A 15996-nucleotide genomic window follows, 5' to 3' on the forward strand; every position below is an offset into this window, starting at 1 on the left:
ACCACGTCCGCCCGCACGAAGCGATCGCCTGGAACCGACCCGCCGACGTATACGCCGGCACCGCCAACCCCACCATCCCCAACTTCGAAATCGAAGAATTCCTGCCAACTACTTGACGCGGGACACGATCACTCAACCGCAGCGCAGCCCCGATCTCCGCACACGCAGAACGAATCATCATGTCGCGCTCAGCAATAAGCTCCGCTGTCTCCTTCGACAACGCATCCACATGCTCAAACACCGCCGTATACAGTGCGGTCTCCATCGCATCCAACCCCGCATGCGCCCGCTGAATCTCAACCAACGAATGCAACGCAAACGCAAACCCACCCGGCAGGTCATCGACAGGGACAACCGCGGCCGACCCACTTGCCGCAACCTCACCAGGGCGCTCCTCCAGGGGCTCGCCAGACGTGTCAGGGACAACCGCGGCCGCAACCTCGCCCAGGCACTCCTCGGACCCACCGGCCGCCTCCTGCGCCGTCTGCTCAGACGCGCGCGCACCACCCAACGCCTCACCAGGCTCAACGCCTGGGGCGGAACCCTCGTCGGGTTCACGGGGTGGCTGTTCGGAAGTCATACACTCATGATGGCACGTTAAATCGAAGATATCTACGAGGATGAGAAGACTCTCATCGAACACTTCTTCGATAACGAAAAGACGGGCGGAACACCAGAAACCCAGTGCACCGCCCGCTCTCAACCACTTACGAGCGCAACGACCGCCGCGTCACCGGCGAGTTCACGGGAGCCTCCCCACCAGCACCAGCACCCTCAGCCGAGCGACCCGCATCACCCGAACCCGAACCCGAACCCGAACCCGAACCCGAACCACCAGCAACTACCGGAATGCTTCCCGTCCGTCGCGGCCCCGGCGTTCCGTCATCAGACCCAGACCCACCATCAGGCCCAGAACCAGAACCCGAACCGCCAGCCCGCCGAGCAGCCCGCCGCTCTTTCGCACCTTCAACCAGGTTGTAGAGCGTCGGCAGCACGATGAGCGTCAGCACGGTCGACGACACGAGGCCACCGATCACCACAATCGCGAGCGGCTGGCTAATGAATCCGCCGTGCCCCGTGATACCCAACGCCATCGGCACAAGCGCAAAGATCGTCGCGAGCGCCGTCATCAAAATCGGACGCAAACGCATCGACGAGCCGGCAATCGTGGCGTCATACGTCGACAGCCCTCGACCACGGTACTGGTTCACGAGGTCGACGAGCACGATCGCGTTCGTCACGACGATACCGATCAGCATCAGCACGCCAATAAGAGAAGGAACCCCGAGCGGAACCTGCGAGACGATCTGCAGGAGAATCGCGCCGGTTGCCGCAAAAGGCACCGAAACCAGCAGCAGAAGCGGCTGACGCAATGACTTAAACGTCGCCACCATCACGACGTACACGATCAGAATAGCGGCGAGCATCGCGAGCCCGAGCTGCGTGAACGCATCGTTCTGCTGCGTGATGACGCCACCGAGTCCGGCACTCGCACCCTGCGGCAGCTTCACCGCATCCAGCGCTGTCCGCACCGAAACACTGGCGGCCGACAGGTCATCCGTGAGCGGCGTCACCGAAACCGTCGCCGTCCGCTGACCGTTTTGCGTCGTGATCGACGACGGCCCCTCTGTCTGCTCGACCGTCGCAATGTCCCCCAGTCGCGTCAGCCCCGCGGCCGACGGAATCTGCATGTCAGCCAACTCAGCAATTGTCGCCGGCGGATCAGCCGACGCAATAACCACCGTCACCGACGCATCGTTCATCTCAATGGTTCCGGCGTTCTTCGGCTGCATCGCCGCATTCACCATGCCGCCGACGACAACCTCACTGAGACCAACGGCGGCCGCCTTATCGCGGTCAACCTGCACCGCAATGTACGGCTGCGCAGCGGCCAGGTTGCTCGTGACCTGCTCGACATCGTCGAGCCCCGTCATGGCATCCTGCACCGCGGCGGTCGCCTTCTCAAGCGTCGCCGAATCGGGTGCCGTCACCTCAATCGCAATGTCGCTCGAACCGAGCGACGCGGCCGCGGCAATCGTCACCTCGCCAACATCCGACAGCGCGGCAACACCCGACTGAATATCCGCACGCACCTGCTCGGCATCCGCACCATCGGTCAGCGTGAGCGAGANGCAACACCCGACTGAATATCCGCACGCACCTGCTCGGCATCCGCACCATCGGTCAGCGTGAGCGAGAACGTCGCACCCGAAGCGCCTCCACTAAAGGCATCCGTCAAAGCGGAACCACTAGAGCCGACAGAGGCCAGCACCGTGTCGACACCGGGCACGTCTTGCAGCACCTTCTCGACTCGTGCCGCGGCGGCATCCTTCACCGCGAGGCTCGAGGCGGCGGGCATTTCCTGCTGCACGGTCATGGTGTTTTGACCCGAGTCACCGAGGAAGTTCGTCTTCATAAACTGGGCAGAGAACAGCGTTCCGGCGAGCACTAGAACCGCCACGATGAGCGTCACCGCGGAGTGCTTGACCGTCCACTTCAGCATCGGCAGGTAGGCCTTCTGCAGCTTCGACGGCGGAGCGTCCGGGTGCTCTGGGTCGATGACGTTGCCGTCGGCATCCTGCAGTTCCTCGCCGGGCTTCATGAACCAGTACGCGAGCACCGGCACGATCGTGAGCGCGACCAGCAGGCTCGACAGCATGGCAATCGTCACCGTCATCGCGAACGGACGGAACAGCTCACCGGTCATGTCACCAACGAGCGCGATCGGCAAGAACACCGCCACGGTCGTGATCGTCGACGCCGTAATAGCGCCAGCCACCTCACGCACCGCGAGAATGATCGACGCCATCTTGTCGGCACCGCCGACGTAGTGGCGCTTGATGTTCTCAATCACAACGATCGAGTCGTCGACAACGCGGCCGATTGCCATCGTGAGTGCGCCGAGCGTGAGGATGTTGAGCGAGTACTCCATCGCCTGCAGACCCAGCAGCGTGATGAGCACGCTCGTCGGGATCGAAATCGCGGTCACAATCGTGGCCCGGAACGACAACAGGAAGATCAGAATCACGATCACCGCGAAGACGAGACCGAGCACTCCTTCCTGGGCCAGTGCCTCAATCGACTGCTCAATGTACGGTGCCTGGTCGAAGATCACGGTGATTTCGCCACCATCGAGCTGTGATTCCAGCTCCGGCAGCAGCGCCGTGATCGCCTGCGATACCTCGACGGTGTTCGCGGTGCCGAGCTTCGTGATCGAAATCGTCAGCGCGTCTTCACCGTTGACGCGAGAAATCGACGTGGCCTCCGCCGCAGCGAGCTCCACCGTCGCGACATCGGCAATCGTCTTCGCGCCGGTAGCCATTTGGTCTGCGTTCGTCGCAACCAGCGGCAGCGACGCGACGTCTTCCACCGACTGCACCTTGGTTCCGGTCTGCACCGTCAGCGTCTTGTCGCCCTCGGTGATCGCACCGCCCGGGAAGAGAATGCCGTTCTGCTCGAGCGCGTCATTGATCGCCTGCTGCGTGAAACCGGCGGCGGCAAGCTTCGCCTGGTCTGGGGTGATGACCACACGCTGCGTGGTCGCGCCGAGAATGGCCGCCTGGTTGACGCCGTCGATCTTCTCGAGTTCCGGAACCACGATGTTCTCGAGGCGCGTCTGGATCGTCTCCGCGTTGCCGCCAGAAACCGCGAGCTGTACCGCCGGCAGGTCGTCAATCGACAGCAGCAGCACCTGTGGGTCAACCGACTCGGGCAGCTGCGACGAAATGCGGTTGACCGCCTGCGTCATCTTCTGCTCGGCCGTGCTGAGGTCCGTGCCATACGTGAACGACGCCTGCACGACGCTCGCGTTTGTGGTGCTCGTCGCCGACGTGGTCTCGAGACCGGGCACCGCTTGAATCGCGGCCTCAATGGGCGTCGATACGTCGGTGTTCACGACCTCGGGCGATGCACCGGGGTAGGTCGTAATGACCATGAGCGCCGGGAACTCGATCGACGGGATGAGCTCCTGCTTGAGGTTGACGAGGGCCATGGAACCAAAAATCGCCGCGACGATAGTGATGAGGGCGATGAGAGCGCGGTTTTTCAGGCTCAGAACAGCAAGTTTGAACACGAGATGCCTTGCGTTAGAAGTGACGGATAAGTCGCTTCTTAGTATTCCACGCGGCGTGTGCGCGGTGTCTGGGAGGGCGCGCGGCCCAGCACCTACAGCCCAGCACCTACGCCCCAGCGAAGACGCCACCGAGCGCGACGCCAGCTACCGACGCCACGACGCAGACCACAAACGTTGCGGCAACGTTCATCAGTGCGATGCGGCGCGCGCCCGATTGCGCGAGTGTGACGGTTGCGACGGTGACGGTCGAGAACGTGGTGAATCCTCCGAGGAGACCAGCCCCAACGACGGTCGCGAAAGGTTCCAGGCCGGCGGGCGCACCGGCCATCCACCCAGCGACAAGGCCCAGTACGAAAGAGCCCGACACATTGACAAGCCAAATTCCCCACGGAAACCGCGACCGCGTGCGGCGGGAGACGGCGACGTCAATGAGCCACCGCAACACCGCGCCCAAGCCGCCGGCGACACTCGCGGCGATGAAGGTTCCGATCTCCATCTGACTTACCGCCCGCCCAAAGCTGACGCTCGCGCGCCACCACCGACGAGGTAGCCGCCCGCGGCGGCCACAACGCCACCGATCGCGATGAGCGCCGCGATACCCAGCGCGGCGAGATCAGTAGTGGCGGAGACCGCCAGCGCCGAATACGTCGTGAAGGCACCCAGTGCCCCCGTGCCCAACAACAGGTGGATTTGGCGATTGCGCGCACTCGTCGAGCGGGACAAGACCGCGGTCAACAGACCGAGAAGGAAGGCGCCGACCAGATTCACCGTGAGCAGCCCGGCCGCATCACCGACCGCCAGGGTCACGGCGAGCCGCGCAGCGGTTCCGACGACGCCACCCACAAAGACAAGCCCCACATCGCGCGCGCGAATTCGCGGGGCGGCAGACGTCATGACGCTACGTTAGCGCCTGAAGGCGACAGGATTAACCGACCACCTGCGACAGCTTCGCCACGACCGTTCGGAATTGATCCGGGTTGATCTTAACCTCGCCCTTGGCTCCGCGCGCGTGCCGCAGTACTTCGTCACCGATCACCACCGACAGCCCCACAATGAGACGCGCTTCAGTTGCGTGGTCTTCAAACGCGAGCGAAGCCAGCTCCGGATGAGTGTCGAGCCACTCCTCGATAACAGTCGCGAGCCGCTCCCGGCTCTGGGAGCTCACCCACGAAACCCGTGATGTGGTGCCGGGCTCGCGCAAGAAGAGCTGAACCCGCTTCTTGGTGATGAGGTCGTCCGCGTCCCCCCGGACAGCGTCCAGCACGATTTCTGATGCTGCGACGATTAAGTCCGCGCCATTCTTCTCAAGAATTGCGGTGGTGCGTTCCCGGTCGTACTCGAGCGGGCGGCCGAAGATGGCCTGCTCACGTGATGTGTAGTAGTTAAAGAAGGTACTGCGCGACACCATGGCAATGTCGCAGACGCGGTCAACGGTGACGGCGTCGATGCCTTCGTTGAACGCAATATCGACCGCCGCACCTTCGATCGCTTGCTCTGTTGCGCGCTTCTTGCGTTCGCGTAGTCCGACCATGTTGGTTCCCCCAGGGTGCAGGGCCTCGTACCCTGCGTCTGTACCAGGCTACGTCACAATGTTGGCTCGCATCCAAAATCTCCGTAATCGCGGGAGCGCGTCTCCGTAATTGTTGGTCGATGCGTAAATTAAGAGCGCCCGGAAGCAGCGTACGGAGATCACGCCGCCTGACCACACCCCGTACTTACACGAGGCCAGCGCGCACCACCATGACAGCGAGGTCGACACGTGTGCGAGCGCCAACCTTGGTCCGCACGGTCCCCAGCGTGGACTTCACCGTGCTTTCGGCAACGAGCATCATGCGCGCAATCTCCGCGTCGGACGCACCATCGGCGACCGCGATCGCCATCTCGCGTTCACGAGGAGCCAACTGCTCAAGCAACACTTGCGCATCCCGACGATGAGCAGCTTGCGGGTCATCCCGAACCCATGACACCAAATGACGCGCAGACCGCGCTGACATCGGCGTATCCCCTGCCGCGACACTGCGCACGGCCTGCACGATGCTCATGGGGTCATCGTCTTTCAAGAGGAAACCGGCAGCCCCGGCCTCGATCGCACGCAATACGGTGCCATTGTCGTCCATCGCCGTCATCATCAAGAAGGCTGGGCCGCTCTCACTGAGAGCCGCAACAACGGCAATGCCATCCATGACCGGCATACGCACATCGCAGAGCACCACGTCGGGGTATAACTCGCGCACCGCGTCAGCGACCTGAGCGCCGCCCGAGCACGTGCCGACGACCGTCAAGTCTGAAACGCTCGAGACCATTGACTCCATGCCGGAGCGTGCAAAAGCGTCGTCGTCGACAATCAACACGCGAATCGGGTCAGTCACCGTTCGATGATATCGGCGACGACACACCCTCCCACGGCATCCACACCGCGACGCGGAACGTACCCTCGGGCGTCACGCCCGCCTGAAATGATCCGCCCACACTGGCCACGCGCTCCTGCATACCGACGAGCCCGTTGCCACCACCGACGGAGCTGGGCGGGAGCCCCACGGTCATCGCGTTCGTCACCGATGCACTCACCCCGGTTTGCGGGCCGCCGCGCACATCAACGCGAATCGCCACATCACCGGCGTGACGTCTGGCGTTCGAAATCGACTCCTGCAGAATGCGGTACAGCGCATGCGAAACCTCGTTGTTGCACGACGTCGGGTCGGTCACCATGATCTGCGCCCGCACATCCGCGCCATCACCGGTGACTCGATCGATCAGCAGGCTCAGGTCGCTCAGACCCGTGCCACGCCGCGCCGTCGCTGGATTCTTCAGCACTTCGACGACGGCACGCAGCTCGTCCAACGACCCCTGCGCCGCTTCCCGCACCCGGCGCGCAGCCGTCAGCGCAGCATCGCCTGACTCCGACGCTGCCAACTCGAATGCGCCGGCATGCAACGACACCGCACTCAACCGCGCCGCGAGCGTGTCGTGCAGTTCACGTGCGATCTCTTGTCGTTCGTGCTCTCGCGCCACCTCATCATGCAGCACCGCGACGTTGCGGGCCGCTGCGGCGGTTCCGGCTCGCGCTTCGTCTCTCTCCTGCCGGTACTGCCGCAGGAACCCGGAACCAATAAACGGTGCCGCGACGAGCGCGGCGAGGAGCGGAATAAACGGCAGCAGGCTCAGGCGAGCGGCGGAACCAACGGCTGCGCCGTCAACAAAAGCCGCAAGAAGCGAGGACGTCGAGAAAACGTCCCAGAGAAACGACACGACCGTCGCGGCGTACGCCCCGGCGACCAGGAGCCAGCGGGTGCCGCCACGGCTGGCGGCGACGGCTCCGGTGACCGCAGTCAGGGCGACAAACGGGGTTGTCGGAAAGATGAGGGAAACCACGATCGCGATCGTCGCCACCATGATCGGCCAGCGGCGACGCCACCACAACAGCGCGACAACGCCGAGCATCGGGAAGGCCGCGAAATACCCGAACGGTGCCACCGCATCGCCCGCGCTCTCGCCTGACGTGGCGTACCTGCCTGCCACCGCCAACACCGCGAGCGCACACGCGATGAGAATGAGCGTCTCTCGCGACACCACAAACCACGGCCGTGACGGCGTTGACGCCGGCATCGGCTGAGGAATGGTCATGACTTGATCGTATGGCGCGACACCGACATCACTTCACCACCGTTCGTCGATGGCCATCCCCTCCTTTCGTACATCGAAGTGTGATCGTTTGGTCGTGTTGGCGAGGGGCCCGGATTCGCTGGAATGAAAAAGCACCTCGGGCTCCGGCCCCCAACCAAAGGAATCTCATGATGCGTCGCACCGTTTTCACTGCAGCTGCCACCGCAGCCCTCCTGGCCTTGACCCTCACCGGATGCTCCGCCGCCGGCGAAGGCGCCGGCCCTGCCGACACGAACCAGACCGCCACCGACGCCGCTGGCAACGCGGAAGCCGCCGAAGCATCCGCAGAACCCGAAGCGCCCGCCGAGCCCGAGGCTCCGGGGCTCAACACTCCCCTCACCCTCGGCACGTTCGAGTACACCGTCACCGGCCTCGAAGAGCTCGGCACCACGATCGGCGAAGAGCCGCTGTCAACGACGGCTCAGGGCACGTACCTGAAGATCGACCTCTCGGTGACAAACGTCGGTAACAAGTCCGAGACGTTCTTCGACAGCTACGTCACGCTCGTGGACGTCGAGGGCAAGCAGTACGACGCTGACTCCATGGCTCCGATCTACTTGCGCTCGGACGCGTCGTGGGTTTCGGGCATCAACCCGGGCAACACGATGGCTGGCCCGGTCGTCTTCGATGTCCCGGCTGGCACCGTCGCAGAATTCCTTATGGTGAAGGAAAACATGTTCGCTAGCGACGGCGAGCTCATCGCCCTCAAGTAGTGCGATGACAAGCAGCCCTGTCTGACGGCGCGTAGGGGACGCTCGTCGCAGGGCTGTTTGGCGTTACGCCGCCGGCGTCTGGTGAATCGCGGTGCTGAGCGCCCGGCCGTTGAGGTCGAGGTAGAGCTGGCCCTCGGTGACCGAAACGGTCATCGTGTTACGGCGCTCCAACGCACCAACGGCATCGTCAACGAAGCCGCGATCGAAGCTGTGAATGATGATCTTGTCGGCCTCGTGGATCGTCTTGCCCGACCATGCCGTGATCACCTTCGCCGGATCCCGATGCGTGTACAGCGTCGTGCGATCGGCAAGCTTGCTACCGAAGTGCAAGCGCGAAGCGTCGGGCGCGCCGACTTCGATCCACGCGAGCACGCGGCCAGTGAGATCCTTCACCAAAATTGCCGGCTCGTCGACCGAAGCGATGCCAGAGGTGAAGTCAATGCCCTCTTCAAACTCAAGGCAGTACGCGAGCACGCGCGTCAACATGTACGCGTCCGTCTCCGACGGATGCTGCGCGACGCGAAGCGTCAGCTCCTCATAAACCGACCGATCAACGTTGGCCAGATTCACCGTGAAATTGTAGATCGTCGCACCAGCCGCCATAACAAACGAGCTTAGTGCGACGATCTACAAGGGCTCACCGCCCCGCGATGCCGAAAGGTGACTATGCCTTCGGAATCACTCGGATGGTTCCGGTCACCGACTGCTCGCTCTCCCAGCAGTGGATGCCCTTGATGTCGGGCATCAGGTGCTTCGTGAAGACCGGATCCTTGCCCGCGCGACGCTGGGCCGAGTAGTCCTTCAGCAGGCGGAACGCGACCGGCGACAGCAATCCAATCGCCGTCAGGTTGATGAGCGCCATGATGCCCATCACGCCGTCAGCGGTGGCCCAAATGATGTCGGCGGAAGCGACGGAACCAACCAGGATCGCGATGACAGCGAGCAAGCGGTAGACGGTCAGCACACTGCGGTTGGTCGAGATGAACTCGATGTTCGATTCGCCGTAGTAGTAGTTGCCGAGGATCGAGCTGAACGCCAGCAGGAAGATAATGACGGTCAGCGCGATGTTGGCCCAAGCGCCGAGCGTTGACGTCAACGCGTTCTGCGTCAGCGAAATACCCACGACCGCGCCCGACAGGTCTGGCGTCGCAACCAGAATGATGAACGCCGTGATCGAGCACACCAAGAACGTGTCGAAGTAGACGCCGAGCGTCTGCACGAGACCCTGCTTGACAGGGTGCGTGACAGCGGCCGAGGCACCAGCGTTCGGCGCTGAACCGAGACCAGCCTCGTTCGAGAACATGCCGCGCTTCACACCCGTCATGATGATGTAGCCGAGAGCACCGGCGGCAACTTCGCCGAAGCCGAAGGCCTCCGCGTAGATCGAGCCAAACACCTCAGGGATGCGGTCAATGTGCATGCCGACGACGATGAGTCCGAGGAGGAGGTAGCCGAGTGCCATGAGCGGAACCACGGCTTGCGTCACCGAGGCAATGCGGCGAACTCCGCCGAAGATGACGAGTGCGGTGAGCACGGCAAGCGCGCCGCCGACCGCCCACGGCAGCCACTCGCCGGCGCCGGTCGTTGCCGAGAACGTCTCGGTGATCGTGTTGGCCTGCAGCGAGCTAAACGCGAACGGGAAGCAGACGATCAGGATGATGGCGAACAGCACGCCCATCCATCGTGCGCCGAGGCCGTGCTGCATGTAGTACGCCGGACCGCCACGGAAGCCGTCTTTGTCGCGCACTTTGAAGGTTTGACCCAGTGTCGATTCGATGAAGCTCGACGCGCCACCGATGAAGGCCATCGTCCACATCCAGAAAACCGCACCCGGCCCCGCCAACGCAATCGCGGTTCCGACGCCCGCGATATTGCCAACGCCCACGCGGGATGCCGCAGAAATCGTGAACGCTTGGAAGGCAGAAACTGACTGCTTTTTGCCGTTCTCATCCAGGGGCGTCTTGTCGGTGAGCGTGCGGAACATGTCGGGCAGGAGGCGGAATTGCACGACGCCGGAACGCGCGGTGAAGTAGAGGCCCAGCAACAGCAACACCGGGAGAACGATGAAAGTCCAGAGTCCGTCGCCGGCGTCAGCAATGAATTTATTGAGCCAATCCATCCCCCTAGTATCGCGGCGATCCACGGTCACAACCGGTGAACTTTTTCTCATAAAAGTGATGTCGTCGCGCGGTGGAAATGTGAATTTCCCTAGAATCGGCAAACATCTTGATCCCTGATCCTGGGTGCGCGCGCACATCGACGTCGCACTCGCTGAAACGAGGAAACTCATGGTCGAATCCATTGAGTCTGTACTGGGTGCCATGAGCAGCTTTATTTGGGGCCCCTGGCTCCTGATTCCGCTGCTGCTGGGCACCGGCCTGTATCTCACGATCCGCCTCGGCGGTATCCAGTTCTTGAAGCTCGGAGCGGGACTCCGCCTCGGCCTCCTGCGTCGCAAGGACGACGGAGCCGACGGCGACATTTCGCAGTTCCAGGCGCTGACGACGGCACTCGCCGCCACCGTCGGAACCGGAAACATCGTCGGTGTCGCCACCGCCATCGGTATCGGCGGCCCCGGCGCACTGTTCTGGATGTGGGTCACGGGTCTGCTCGGCATGGCGTCGAAGTACTCGGAAGCTTTCCTCGGCGTGCGGTTCCGCACGAAGGACTCGGCAGGCGAGCAAAACGGTGGCCCGCAGATGTACCTCGAACGCGGTATTAAGGGCCCGCTCGGCAAGGTTCTCGCAATCTCGTTCGCGATCTTCGCCGTGTTCGCTTGCTTCGGCATCGGCAACATGACCCAGGGCAACTCGATCGCCGCCAACATGGAGCGCAGCTTCTCCCTGCCGACGTGGGCGACCGGCGCCATCCTCACCGTCTTCGCACTCCTCGTGCTCGTCGGTGGCATCAAGTCGATCGGTCGCGTCACGGCCGGATTCGTGCCCGTCATGATCGTGTTCTACGTCGTCAGCGCGCTGTACATTCTGATCGCCAACGTCGGTGACCTGCCCGCGGCCGTCGGCCTGATTTTCGCTGACGCTTTCACCGGCAGTGCCGCTGTCGGCGGCTTCGCTGGTTCCGTTCTCATCATCGCGATTCAGTACGGTGTTGCCCGCGGCATCTTCTCCAACGAGTCGGGCATGGGATCGGCCGCTATCGCCGCGGCTGCCGCGAAGACGAGCCACCCGGTTCGCCAGGGTCTCGTCTCGATGACGCAGACGTTCATCGACACGATCATCGTCGTCACCATGACCGGTCTCGTGATCGTCACGACCGGTGCCTACGCGTTCGTCGACGATAAGGGCGACCAAATCGACGCCTCACTCATGACCGGTGAAGCCTTCGCTCACGGCCTGCCCGGAGAGTGGGGCCACTGGGTCGTCACGATCGCTCTCGCGATGTTCGCGTTCTCGACGATCCTCGGGTGGTCGTACTACGGCGAACGCAACATCGAGCGCCTCTTCGGACGTAGCCTCGTGCTGCCGTTCCGCATTGTGTTCTCGCTCGTCGTTTTTGTCGGCTGCACGATGCCGCTGAGCGTGGTGTGGACGTTCTCCGACGTCATGAACGGCCTGATGGCACTGCCGAACCTCATCGGCCTCATCATTCTGTCGGGCCTCGTCGTTCGCGAAACGAAGTTCTACCTCAAGAACGACCCGAAGCTGCTTGCGACGACCGCTCAGGTCGACGCGTTCATGAAGGGTCAGCCCGGTTGGGACGAGTGGCGCTTCCACGAGAAGGCGCTGCAAGACTAGCGGAACCATTGCGCACGTAACGGCGTGCGAAACGGTGCCGAGGCTCTCACGAGGGCCTCGGCACCGGTTATTTACATGCCTGCCGCGGCATATCGACGTCGATAGGTTGGCAACAGCGGCGGCACTCGATCGTTGCTCATCCTGAGTGCTCGCGCACTCGGCCAACAGGAATGATGTCGATCATCTCCCCCACCGTTGCCGCTCCGGCATCCACCCTCGGTCCCATTCGCCAAACGCACGCTCGCCAGGGCGATTTTCCACCCCTCACGCGCAGTTACTCAGCGCTCTCCGAGATCATTCGCGAGTCCGGCTTCCTCGCGCGAACGCCGCGGTTCTACCTCCTCGTCGGCATCGCCATCGCGGTCGGATTCGCTGGCGTTATCACCGCCAGCATCCTCATCGGCGACAGCTGGTTCCAACTCCTCCCGGCCGCGGCCTTCGGCATCTTGTTCACGCAGGTCGCATTTTTGGCTCACGAAGCAGCGCACCGCCAGATTTTGGCAACAGGCCCGGCGAATGACCGACTGGGACGCGTGCTCATCGCCGCAGTGGGCATGAGCTACGCCTGGTGGGATTCCAAGCACACCCGCCACCATGCCAATCCGAACCGCGCCGGCAAAGACCCCGACGTCGCCGTCGACACCATTTCATTTCTCGAAGAAGATGCCCGCACGGCGCGGGGACTTCGCAAGCTCATCACACGCAAGCAGGGGTGGTTGTTCTTTCCGTTGCTGACGCTCGAAGGTCTCAATCTGCACGCGCACAGCGTTCGTCACCTCGCGCGGCGCGAGAAGGTTCCGGGTCGGTGGACCGAAATCGGCATGCTGACGGTGCGCACGATCCTGGTTTTCGGCCCCATCTTTCTGTTCCTACCTCTCGGTAAAGCGGTCGCCTTCATCGCGCTCATGCTGGCCGTGTTCGGTGTTTACATGGGTGCAGTGTTCGCCCCGAACCACAAAGGCATGCCGATCATCGCGCACGATGCGCGCCTCGACTTCTTCTCGAAGCAGGTGCGTACGTCACGCAATATTCGCGGCGGCTGGTGGGCGACGTGGCTCATGGGTGGCCTGAACTACCAGATTGAGCACCACCTGTTTCCGTCGATGGCCCGCCCCTACTTGGCGCGCACCCGCGCGATCGTGCGGGAGTTCTGCCAAAGCGAGGGTGTGCCGTACACCGAGACGACGCTACGGCAGTCGTACGCACGCGTGATCGCCTACTTGAATGAGGTCGGGCTTGCGGCGCGCGACCCGTTCGAGTGCCCGCTGATGGCGCGCCGGGCGTAGCGTGCAACGTAAACGCCGGCCCTCGTGAATAGATCACGAGGGCCGGCTGCTTGGCTTTACCGCACCGTCTTACTTGACCGCGGTTTCCAGCTGAGCAAGGCGCAGCCACGTGTCAACGACGGTGTCGGGGTTGAGCGACATCGACTCGATCCCCTGCTCGACGAGCCAGTCGGCGAGGTCGGGGTGGTCGCTCGGGCCCTGACCACAAATGCCGACGTACTTGCCAGCGCGACGGCACGCCTCAATGGCCATCGTCAGCATCTTGCGGACGGCGGGGTCGCGCTCGTCGAACGTCGCGGCTACGAGGCCCGAGTCGCGGTCGAGACCGAGCGTCAGCTGCGTCATGTCGTTCGAGCCGATCGAGAAGCCGTCGAAGTACTCGAGGAACTCGTCGGCCAGCACGGCGTTCGACGGCAGTTCGCACATCATGATGACCCGCAGGCCGTTTTCGCCACGACGCAGGCCGTTGGCCGCGAGCAGTTCGGTGACGGCAGCCGCTTCGCCCAGGGTACGGACGAATGGAACCATGATCTCGATGTTCGTGAGTCCCATTTCGTCACGCACGTAGCGGATCGCTTCGCACTCCATGTCGAAGCAGGCGCGGAAGTCCTCGGAGATGTAGCGCGAGGCACCGCGGTAGCCGAGCATGGGGTTCTCTTCGTGCGGCTCGTAGAGCTCGCCACCGACGAGGTTGGCGTACTCGTTCGACTTGAAGTCGCTGAGACGCACGATGACCTTTTCCGGCGCAAAGGCGGCACCGATCATCGAGATGCCTTCGGCGACGCGCTTCACGAAGTACTCGCGCGGCGATGCGTAGGCGCCGATGCGCTCGTTGATTTCTTCCTGCAGGTCGGCATCGAGCGTGTCGAGTTCGAGCAGCGCACGCGGGTGGATACCGATCTGGCGGTTGATGATGAACTCGAGACGGGCCAAGCCCACACCGCGGTTCGGGATCTTCGAGAACGAGAACGCTTGGTCCGGGGTTCCCACGTTCATCATGATCTTGGTTGGCGCCTCCGGCATGTCGTCGAGGCGTGTGATGACCTCTTCGAACGGCAGGAGTCCGTCGTAGACGAAACCGGTGTCGCCCTCGGCACAGGAAACGGTGACGGGCTGACCGGGAGTCAGCTGTGCCGTTGCATCACCGGTGCCAACGACGGCGGGGATACCCAGTTCGCGCGCGATGATCGCGGCGTGGCACGTGCGACCACCGCGGTTGGTGACGATGGCCGAGGCCAGCTTCATGATCGGTTCCCAGTCGGGGTCGGTCATGTCGGCAACGAGCACGTCGCCAGCGCGGAACGATGCCATCTGGTCAATCGACGTCAGCACGCTGACCTCGCCAGCACCGATCTTCTGACCGATCGCGCGACCGGTCGAGATCACGTCGCTCTGACGCTCGAGCACGAAGCGGCGGGTGACGTTGCCGTCAACGCGCGAGACCACCGTCTCGGGGCGTGCCTGCAGAATGTAGAGCTTGCCGTCGAGACCATCGCGGCCCCACTCGATGTCCATCGGGCGACCGTAGTGGTCCTGAATGATGAGCGCCTGGCGCGCGAGGTCTTCGACCTCGGCGTCGGTGATCGAGAACTGCCCGCGCTCGTCAACATCGACATCGGTGAAGACGGTGCTGGCACCGGCTTCCTTGGCATCGGTGTAAACCATCTTGATGGCCTTCTCACCGACGGCGCGCTTGAGGATCGCGGGGCGGTTCGCGCGCAGGGCGGGCTTGTACACGTAGAACTCGTCCGGGTTCACGGCGCCCTGAACAACAGCCTCACCGAGGCCGTACGAGCTCGTGATGAACACGGCGTCATCGAAGCCCGACTCGGTGTCGATCGTGAACATGACGCCCGAAGCACCGATGTCCGAACGCACCATGCGCTGCACGCCGACGGAGAGTGCGACGTCGTGGTGGTCGAAGCCGTGGTGCACGCGGTAGGCGATGGCGCGGTCGTTGTAGAGCGACGCGAACACGCTGCGAACGGCGGCGAGGATGTTGTCGATGCCGCTGATGTTGAGGAACGTTTCCTGCTGACCGGCAAACGAAGCGTCGGGCAGGTCTTCTGCGGTCGCGCTCGAGCGCACGGCCCACGACACGGCGTCGGGCTGCGGGTCGGTCTCAACGAGCTCCTGGTATGCCGAGCGAATGTCAGCCTCAAGGTCTGCGGGCAGCTCCTGGGTCTCGATCCAGTTGCGCACCGCGGCACCCACGCGGGCAAGCTCCGCGACGTCGGCAACGTCGAGCGTCTCCACTGCGGCGCGAATGCGGTCAACTAGACCGTCATGAGCCAAGAACGAACGATAAGCGTCGGCCGTCGTCGCGAAGCCGCGCGGCACGCTCACGCCGGCACCGGAGAGGTTTGACACCATCTCACCGAGGGAGGCGTTCTTGCCACCCACCTGTGCGACGTCATTCATTCCAAGTTCGTTGAACCACAAGACGTTGGTCATTGGAGATACTCCCTGTTGAGCGGGTTAATGCGATGGGGCTGAGCGCGTCGTGC

14 protein-coding genes are annotated in these 15996 nt (G+C 63.2%); 3 read left to right on the forward strand and 11 right to left on the reverse strand.

Annotation, left to right across the window (positions count from 1 at the left end; genetic code table 11):
- The 8 genes from ACQUSY_RS09620 to ACQUSY_RS09655 all read right to left on the reverse strand — a co-directional run.
- Positions 1–580: hypothetical protein (locus ACQUSY_RS09620; RefSeq protein WP_428904264.1), on the reverse strand; the 580-nt coding region annotated here is incomplete at its 3' end.
- A gap of 127 nt (positions 581–707) precedes the next feature.
- Complete coding sequence (locus tag ACQUSY_RS09625; protein ID WP_428904265.1) at positions 708–2093, reverse strand: efflux RND transporter permease subunit; 1386 nt, start codon at positions 2091–2093, stop codon at positions 708–710.
- Between the two features lie 23 nt (positions 2094–2116).
- Positions 2117–4201, reverse strand: a complete 2085-nt coding sequence (locus tag ACQUSY_RS09630; RefSeq protein WP_428904266.1) for an efflux RND transporter permease subunit — start codon at positions 4199–4201, stop codon at positions 2117–2119.
- The gene (locus tag ACQUSY_RS09635) at positions 4179–4568 is read right to left on the reverse strand and encodes a fluoride efflux transporter FluC (protein WP_428904267.1); all 390 of its coding nucleotides are present in this window, start codon (positions 4566–4568) and stop codon (positions 4179–4181) included. The genes ACQUSY_RS09630 and ACQUSY_RS09635 overlap by 23 nt, the downstream gene beginning before the upstream one ends.
- Before the next feature lie 5 nt (positions 4569–4573).
- A complete protein-coding gene (locus ACQUSY_RS09640; protein WP_428904268.1) occupies positions 4574–4966 on the reverse strand; it encodes a CrcB family protein in 393 nt (130 codons plus the stop codon).
- A 31-nt stretch (positions 4967–4997) separates the two neighbouring features.
- Positions 4998–5603, reverse strand: a complete 606-nt coding sequence (locus ACQUSY_RS09645; protein WP_428904269.1) for a TetR/AcrR family transcriptional regulator — start codon at positions 5601–5603, stop codon at positions 4998–5000.
- A 184-nt stretch (positions 5604–5787) separates the two neighbouring features.
- A complete protein-coding gene (locus ACQUSY_RS09650) occupies positions 5788–6441 on the reverse strand; it encodes a response regulator (RefSeq protein WP_428904270.1) in 654 nt (217 codons plus the stop codon).
- Complete coding sequence (locus ACQUSY_RS09655; protein WP_428904271.1) at positions 6434–7696, reverse strand: sensor histidine kinase; 1263 nt, start codon at positions 7694–7696, stop codon at positions 6434–6436. Before ACQUSY_RS09655 ends, ACQUSY_RS09650 begins: the two co-directional genes overlap by 8 nt.
- Positions 7697–7863: 167 nt before the next feature.
- Between ACQUSY_RS09655 and ACQUSY_RS09660 the strand changes: the two genes are divergently transcribed.
- Positions 7864–8448, forward strand: coding sequence for a DUF4352 domain-containing protein (locus ACQUSY_RS09660; RefSeq protein ID WP_428904272.1), 585 nt, complete (start codon positions 7864–7866; stop codon positions 8446–8448).
- A gap of 63 nt (positions 8449–8511) precedes the next feature.
- On the opposite strand, the gene ACQUSY_RS09665 is transcribed toward ACQUSY_RS09660, so the two are convergent.
- Positions 8512–9051, reverse strand: coding sequence for a YaeQ family protein (locus ACQUSY_RS09665; protein ID WP_428904273.1), 540 nt, complete (start codon positions 9049–9051; stop codon positions 8512–8514).
- A 61-nt stretch (positions 9052–9112) separates the two neighbouring features.
- Positions 9113–10567: an alanine/glycine:cation symporter family protein gene (locus ACQUSY_RS09670; protein WP_428904274.1), complete on the reverse strand. Its 1455-nt coding sequence runs from the start codon at positions 10565–10567 to the stop codon at positions 9113–9115.
- 169 nt (positions 10568–10736) lie between these two features.
- Here ACQUSY_RS09670 and ACQUSY_RS09675 point away from each other — a divergent pair, with 169 nt between their 5' ends.
- Both ACQUSY_RS09675 and ACQUSY_RS09680 read left to right on the forward strand, forming a co-directional pair.
- Entirely contained in the window at positions 10737–12203 is a 1467-nt protein-coding gene (locus tag ACQUSY_RS09675; RefSeq protein WP_428904275.1) for an alanine/glycine:cation symporter family protein, read from the forward strand.
- Positions 12204–12376: 173 nt separating this feature from the next.
- The gene (locus ACQUSY_RS09680) at positions 12377–13489 is read left to right on the forward strand and encodes a fatty acid desaturase family protein (protein ID WP_428904276.1); all 1113 of its coding nucleotides are present in this window, start codon (positions 12377–12379) and stop codon (positions 13487–13489) included.
- Between the two features lie 69 nt (positions 13490–13558).
- Here ACQUSY_RS09680 and ppsA read toward each other — a convergent pair whose 3' ends face one another.
- Positions 13559–15943, reverse strand: coding sequence for a phosphoenolpyruvate synthase (ppsA, locus tag ACQUSY_RS09685; RefSeq protein ID WP_428904277.1), 2385 nt, complete (start codon positions 15941–15943; stop codon positions 13559–13561).
- Between the last annotated feature and the right edge of the window lie 53 nt (positions 15944–15996).

Origin of the sequence: Microbacterium daqui (assembly GCF_050408675.1) — a bacterium.
In the GTDB taxonomy this organism is placed as follows: domain Bacteria; phylum Actinomycetota; class Actinomycetes; order Actinomycetales; family Microbacteriaceae; genus Microbacterium.

Excerpts from the sequence above, each read along its gene's own strand:
- ACQUSY_RS09635 (WP_428904267.1), bottom strand. The coding sequence starts at position 4,568 with ATGGAGATCGGAACCTTCATCGCCGCGAGTGTCGCCGGCGGCTTGGGC.
- ACQUSY_RS09640 (WP_428904268.1), bottom strand. The coding sequence starts at position 4,966 with ATGACGTCTGCCGCCCCGCGAATTCGCGCGCGCGATGTGGGGCTTGTC.
- ACQUSY_RS09645 (WP_428904269.1), bottom strand. The coding sequence starts at position 5,603 with ATGGTCGGACTACGCGAACGCAAGAAGCGCGCAACAGAGCAAGCGATC.
- ACQUSY_RS09655 (WP_428904271.1), bottom strand. The coding sequence starts at position 7,696 with ATGACCATTCCTCAGCCGATGCCGGCGTCAACGCCGTCACGGCCGTGG.
- ACQUSY_RS09660 (WP_428904272.1), top strand. The coding sequence starts at position 7,864 with ATGATGCGTCGCACCGTTTTCACTGCAGCTGCCACCGCAGCCCTCCTG.
- ACQUSY_RS09665 (WP_428904273.1), bottom strand. The coding sequence starts at position 9,051 with ATGGCGGCTGGTGCGACGATCTACAATTTCACGGTGAATCTGGCCAAC.
- ACQUSY_RS09670 (WP_428904274.1), bottom strand. The coding sequence starts at position 10,567 with ATGGATTGGCTCAATAAATTCATTGCTGACGCCGGCGACGGACTCTGG.
- ACQUSY_RS09675 (WP_428904275.1), top strand. The coding sequence starts at position 10,737 with ATGGTCGAATCCATTGAGTCTGTACTGGGTGCCATGAGCAGCTTTATT.
- ACQUSY_RS09680 (WP_428904276.1), top strand. The coding sequence starts at position 12,377 with ATGTCGATCATCTCCCCCACCGTTGCCGCTCCGGCATCCACCCTCGGT.
- ppsA (WP_428904277.1), bottom strand. The coding sequence starts at position 15,943 with ATGACCAACGTCTTGTGGTTCAACGAACTTGGAATGAATGACGTCGCA.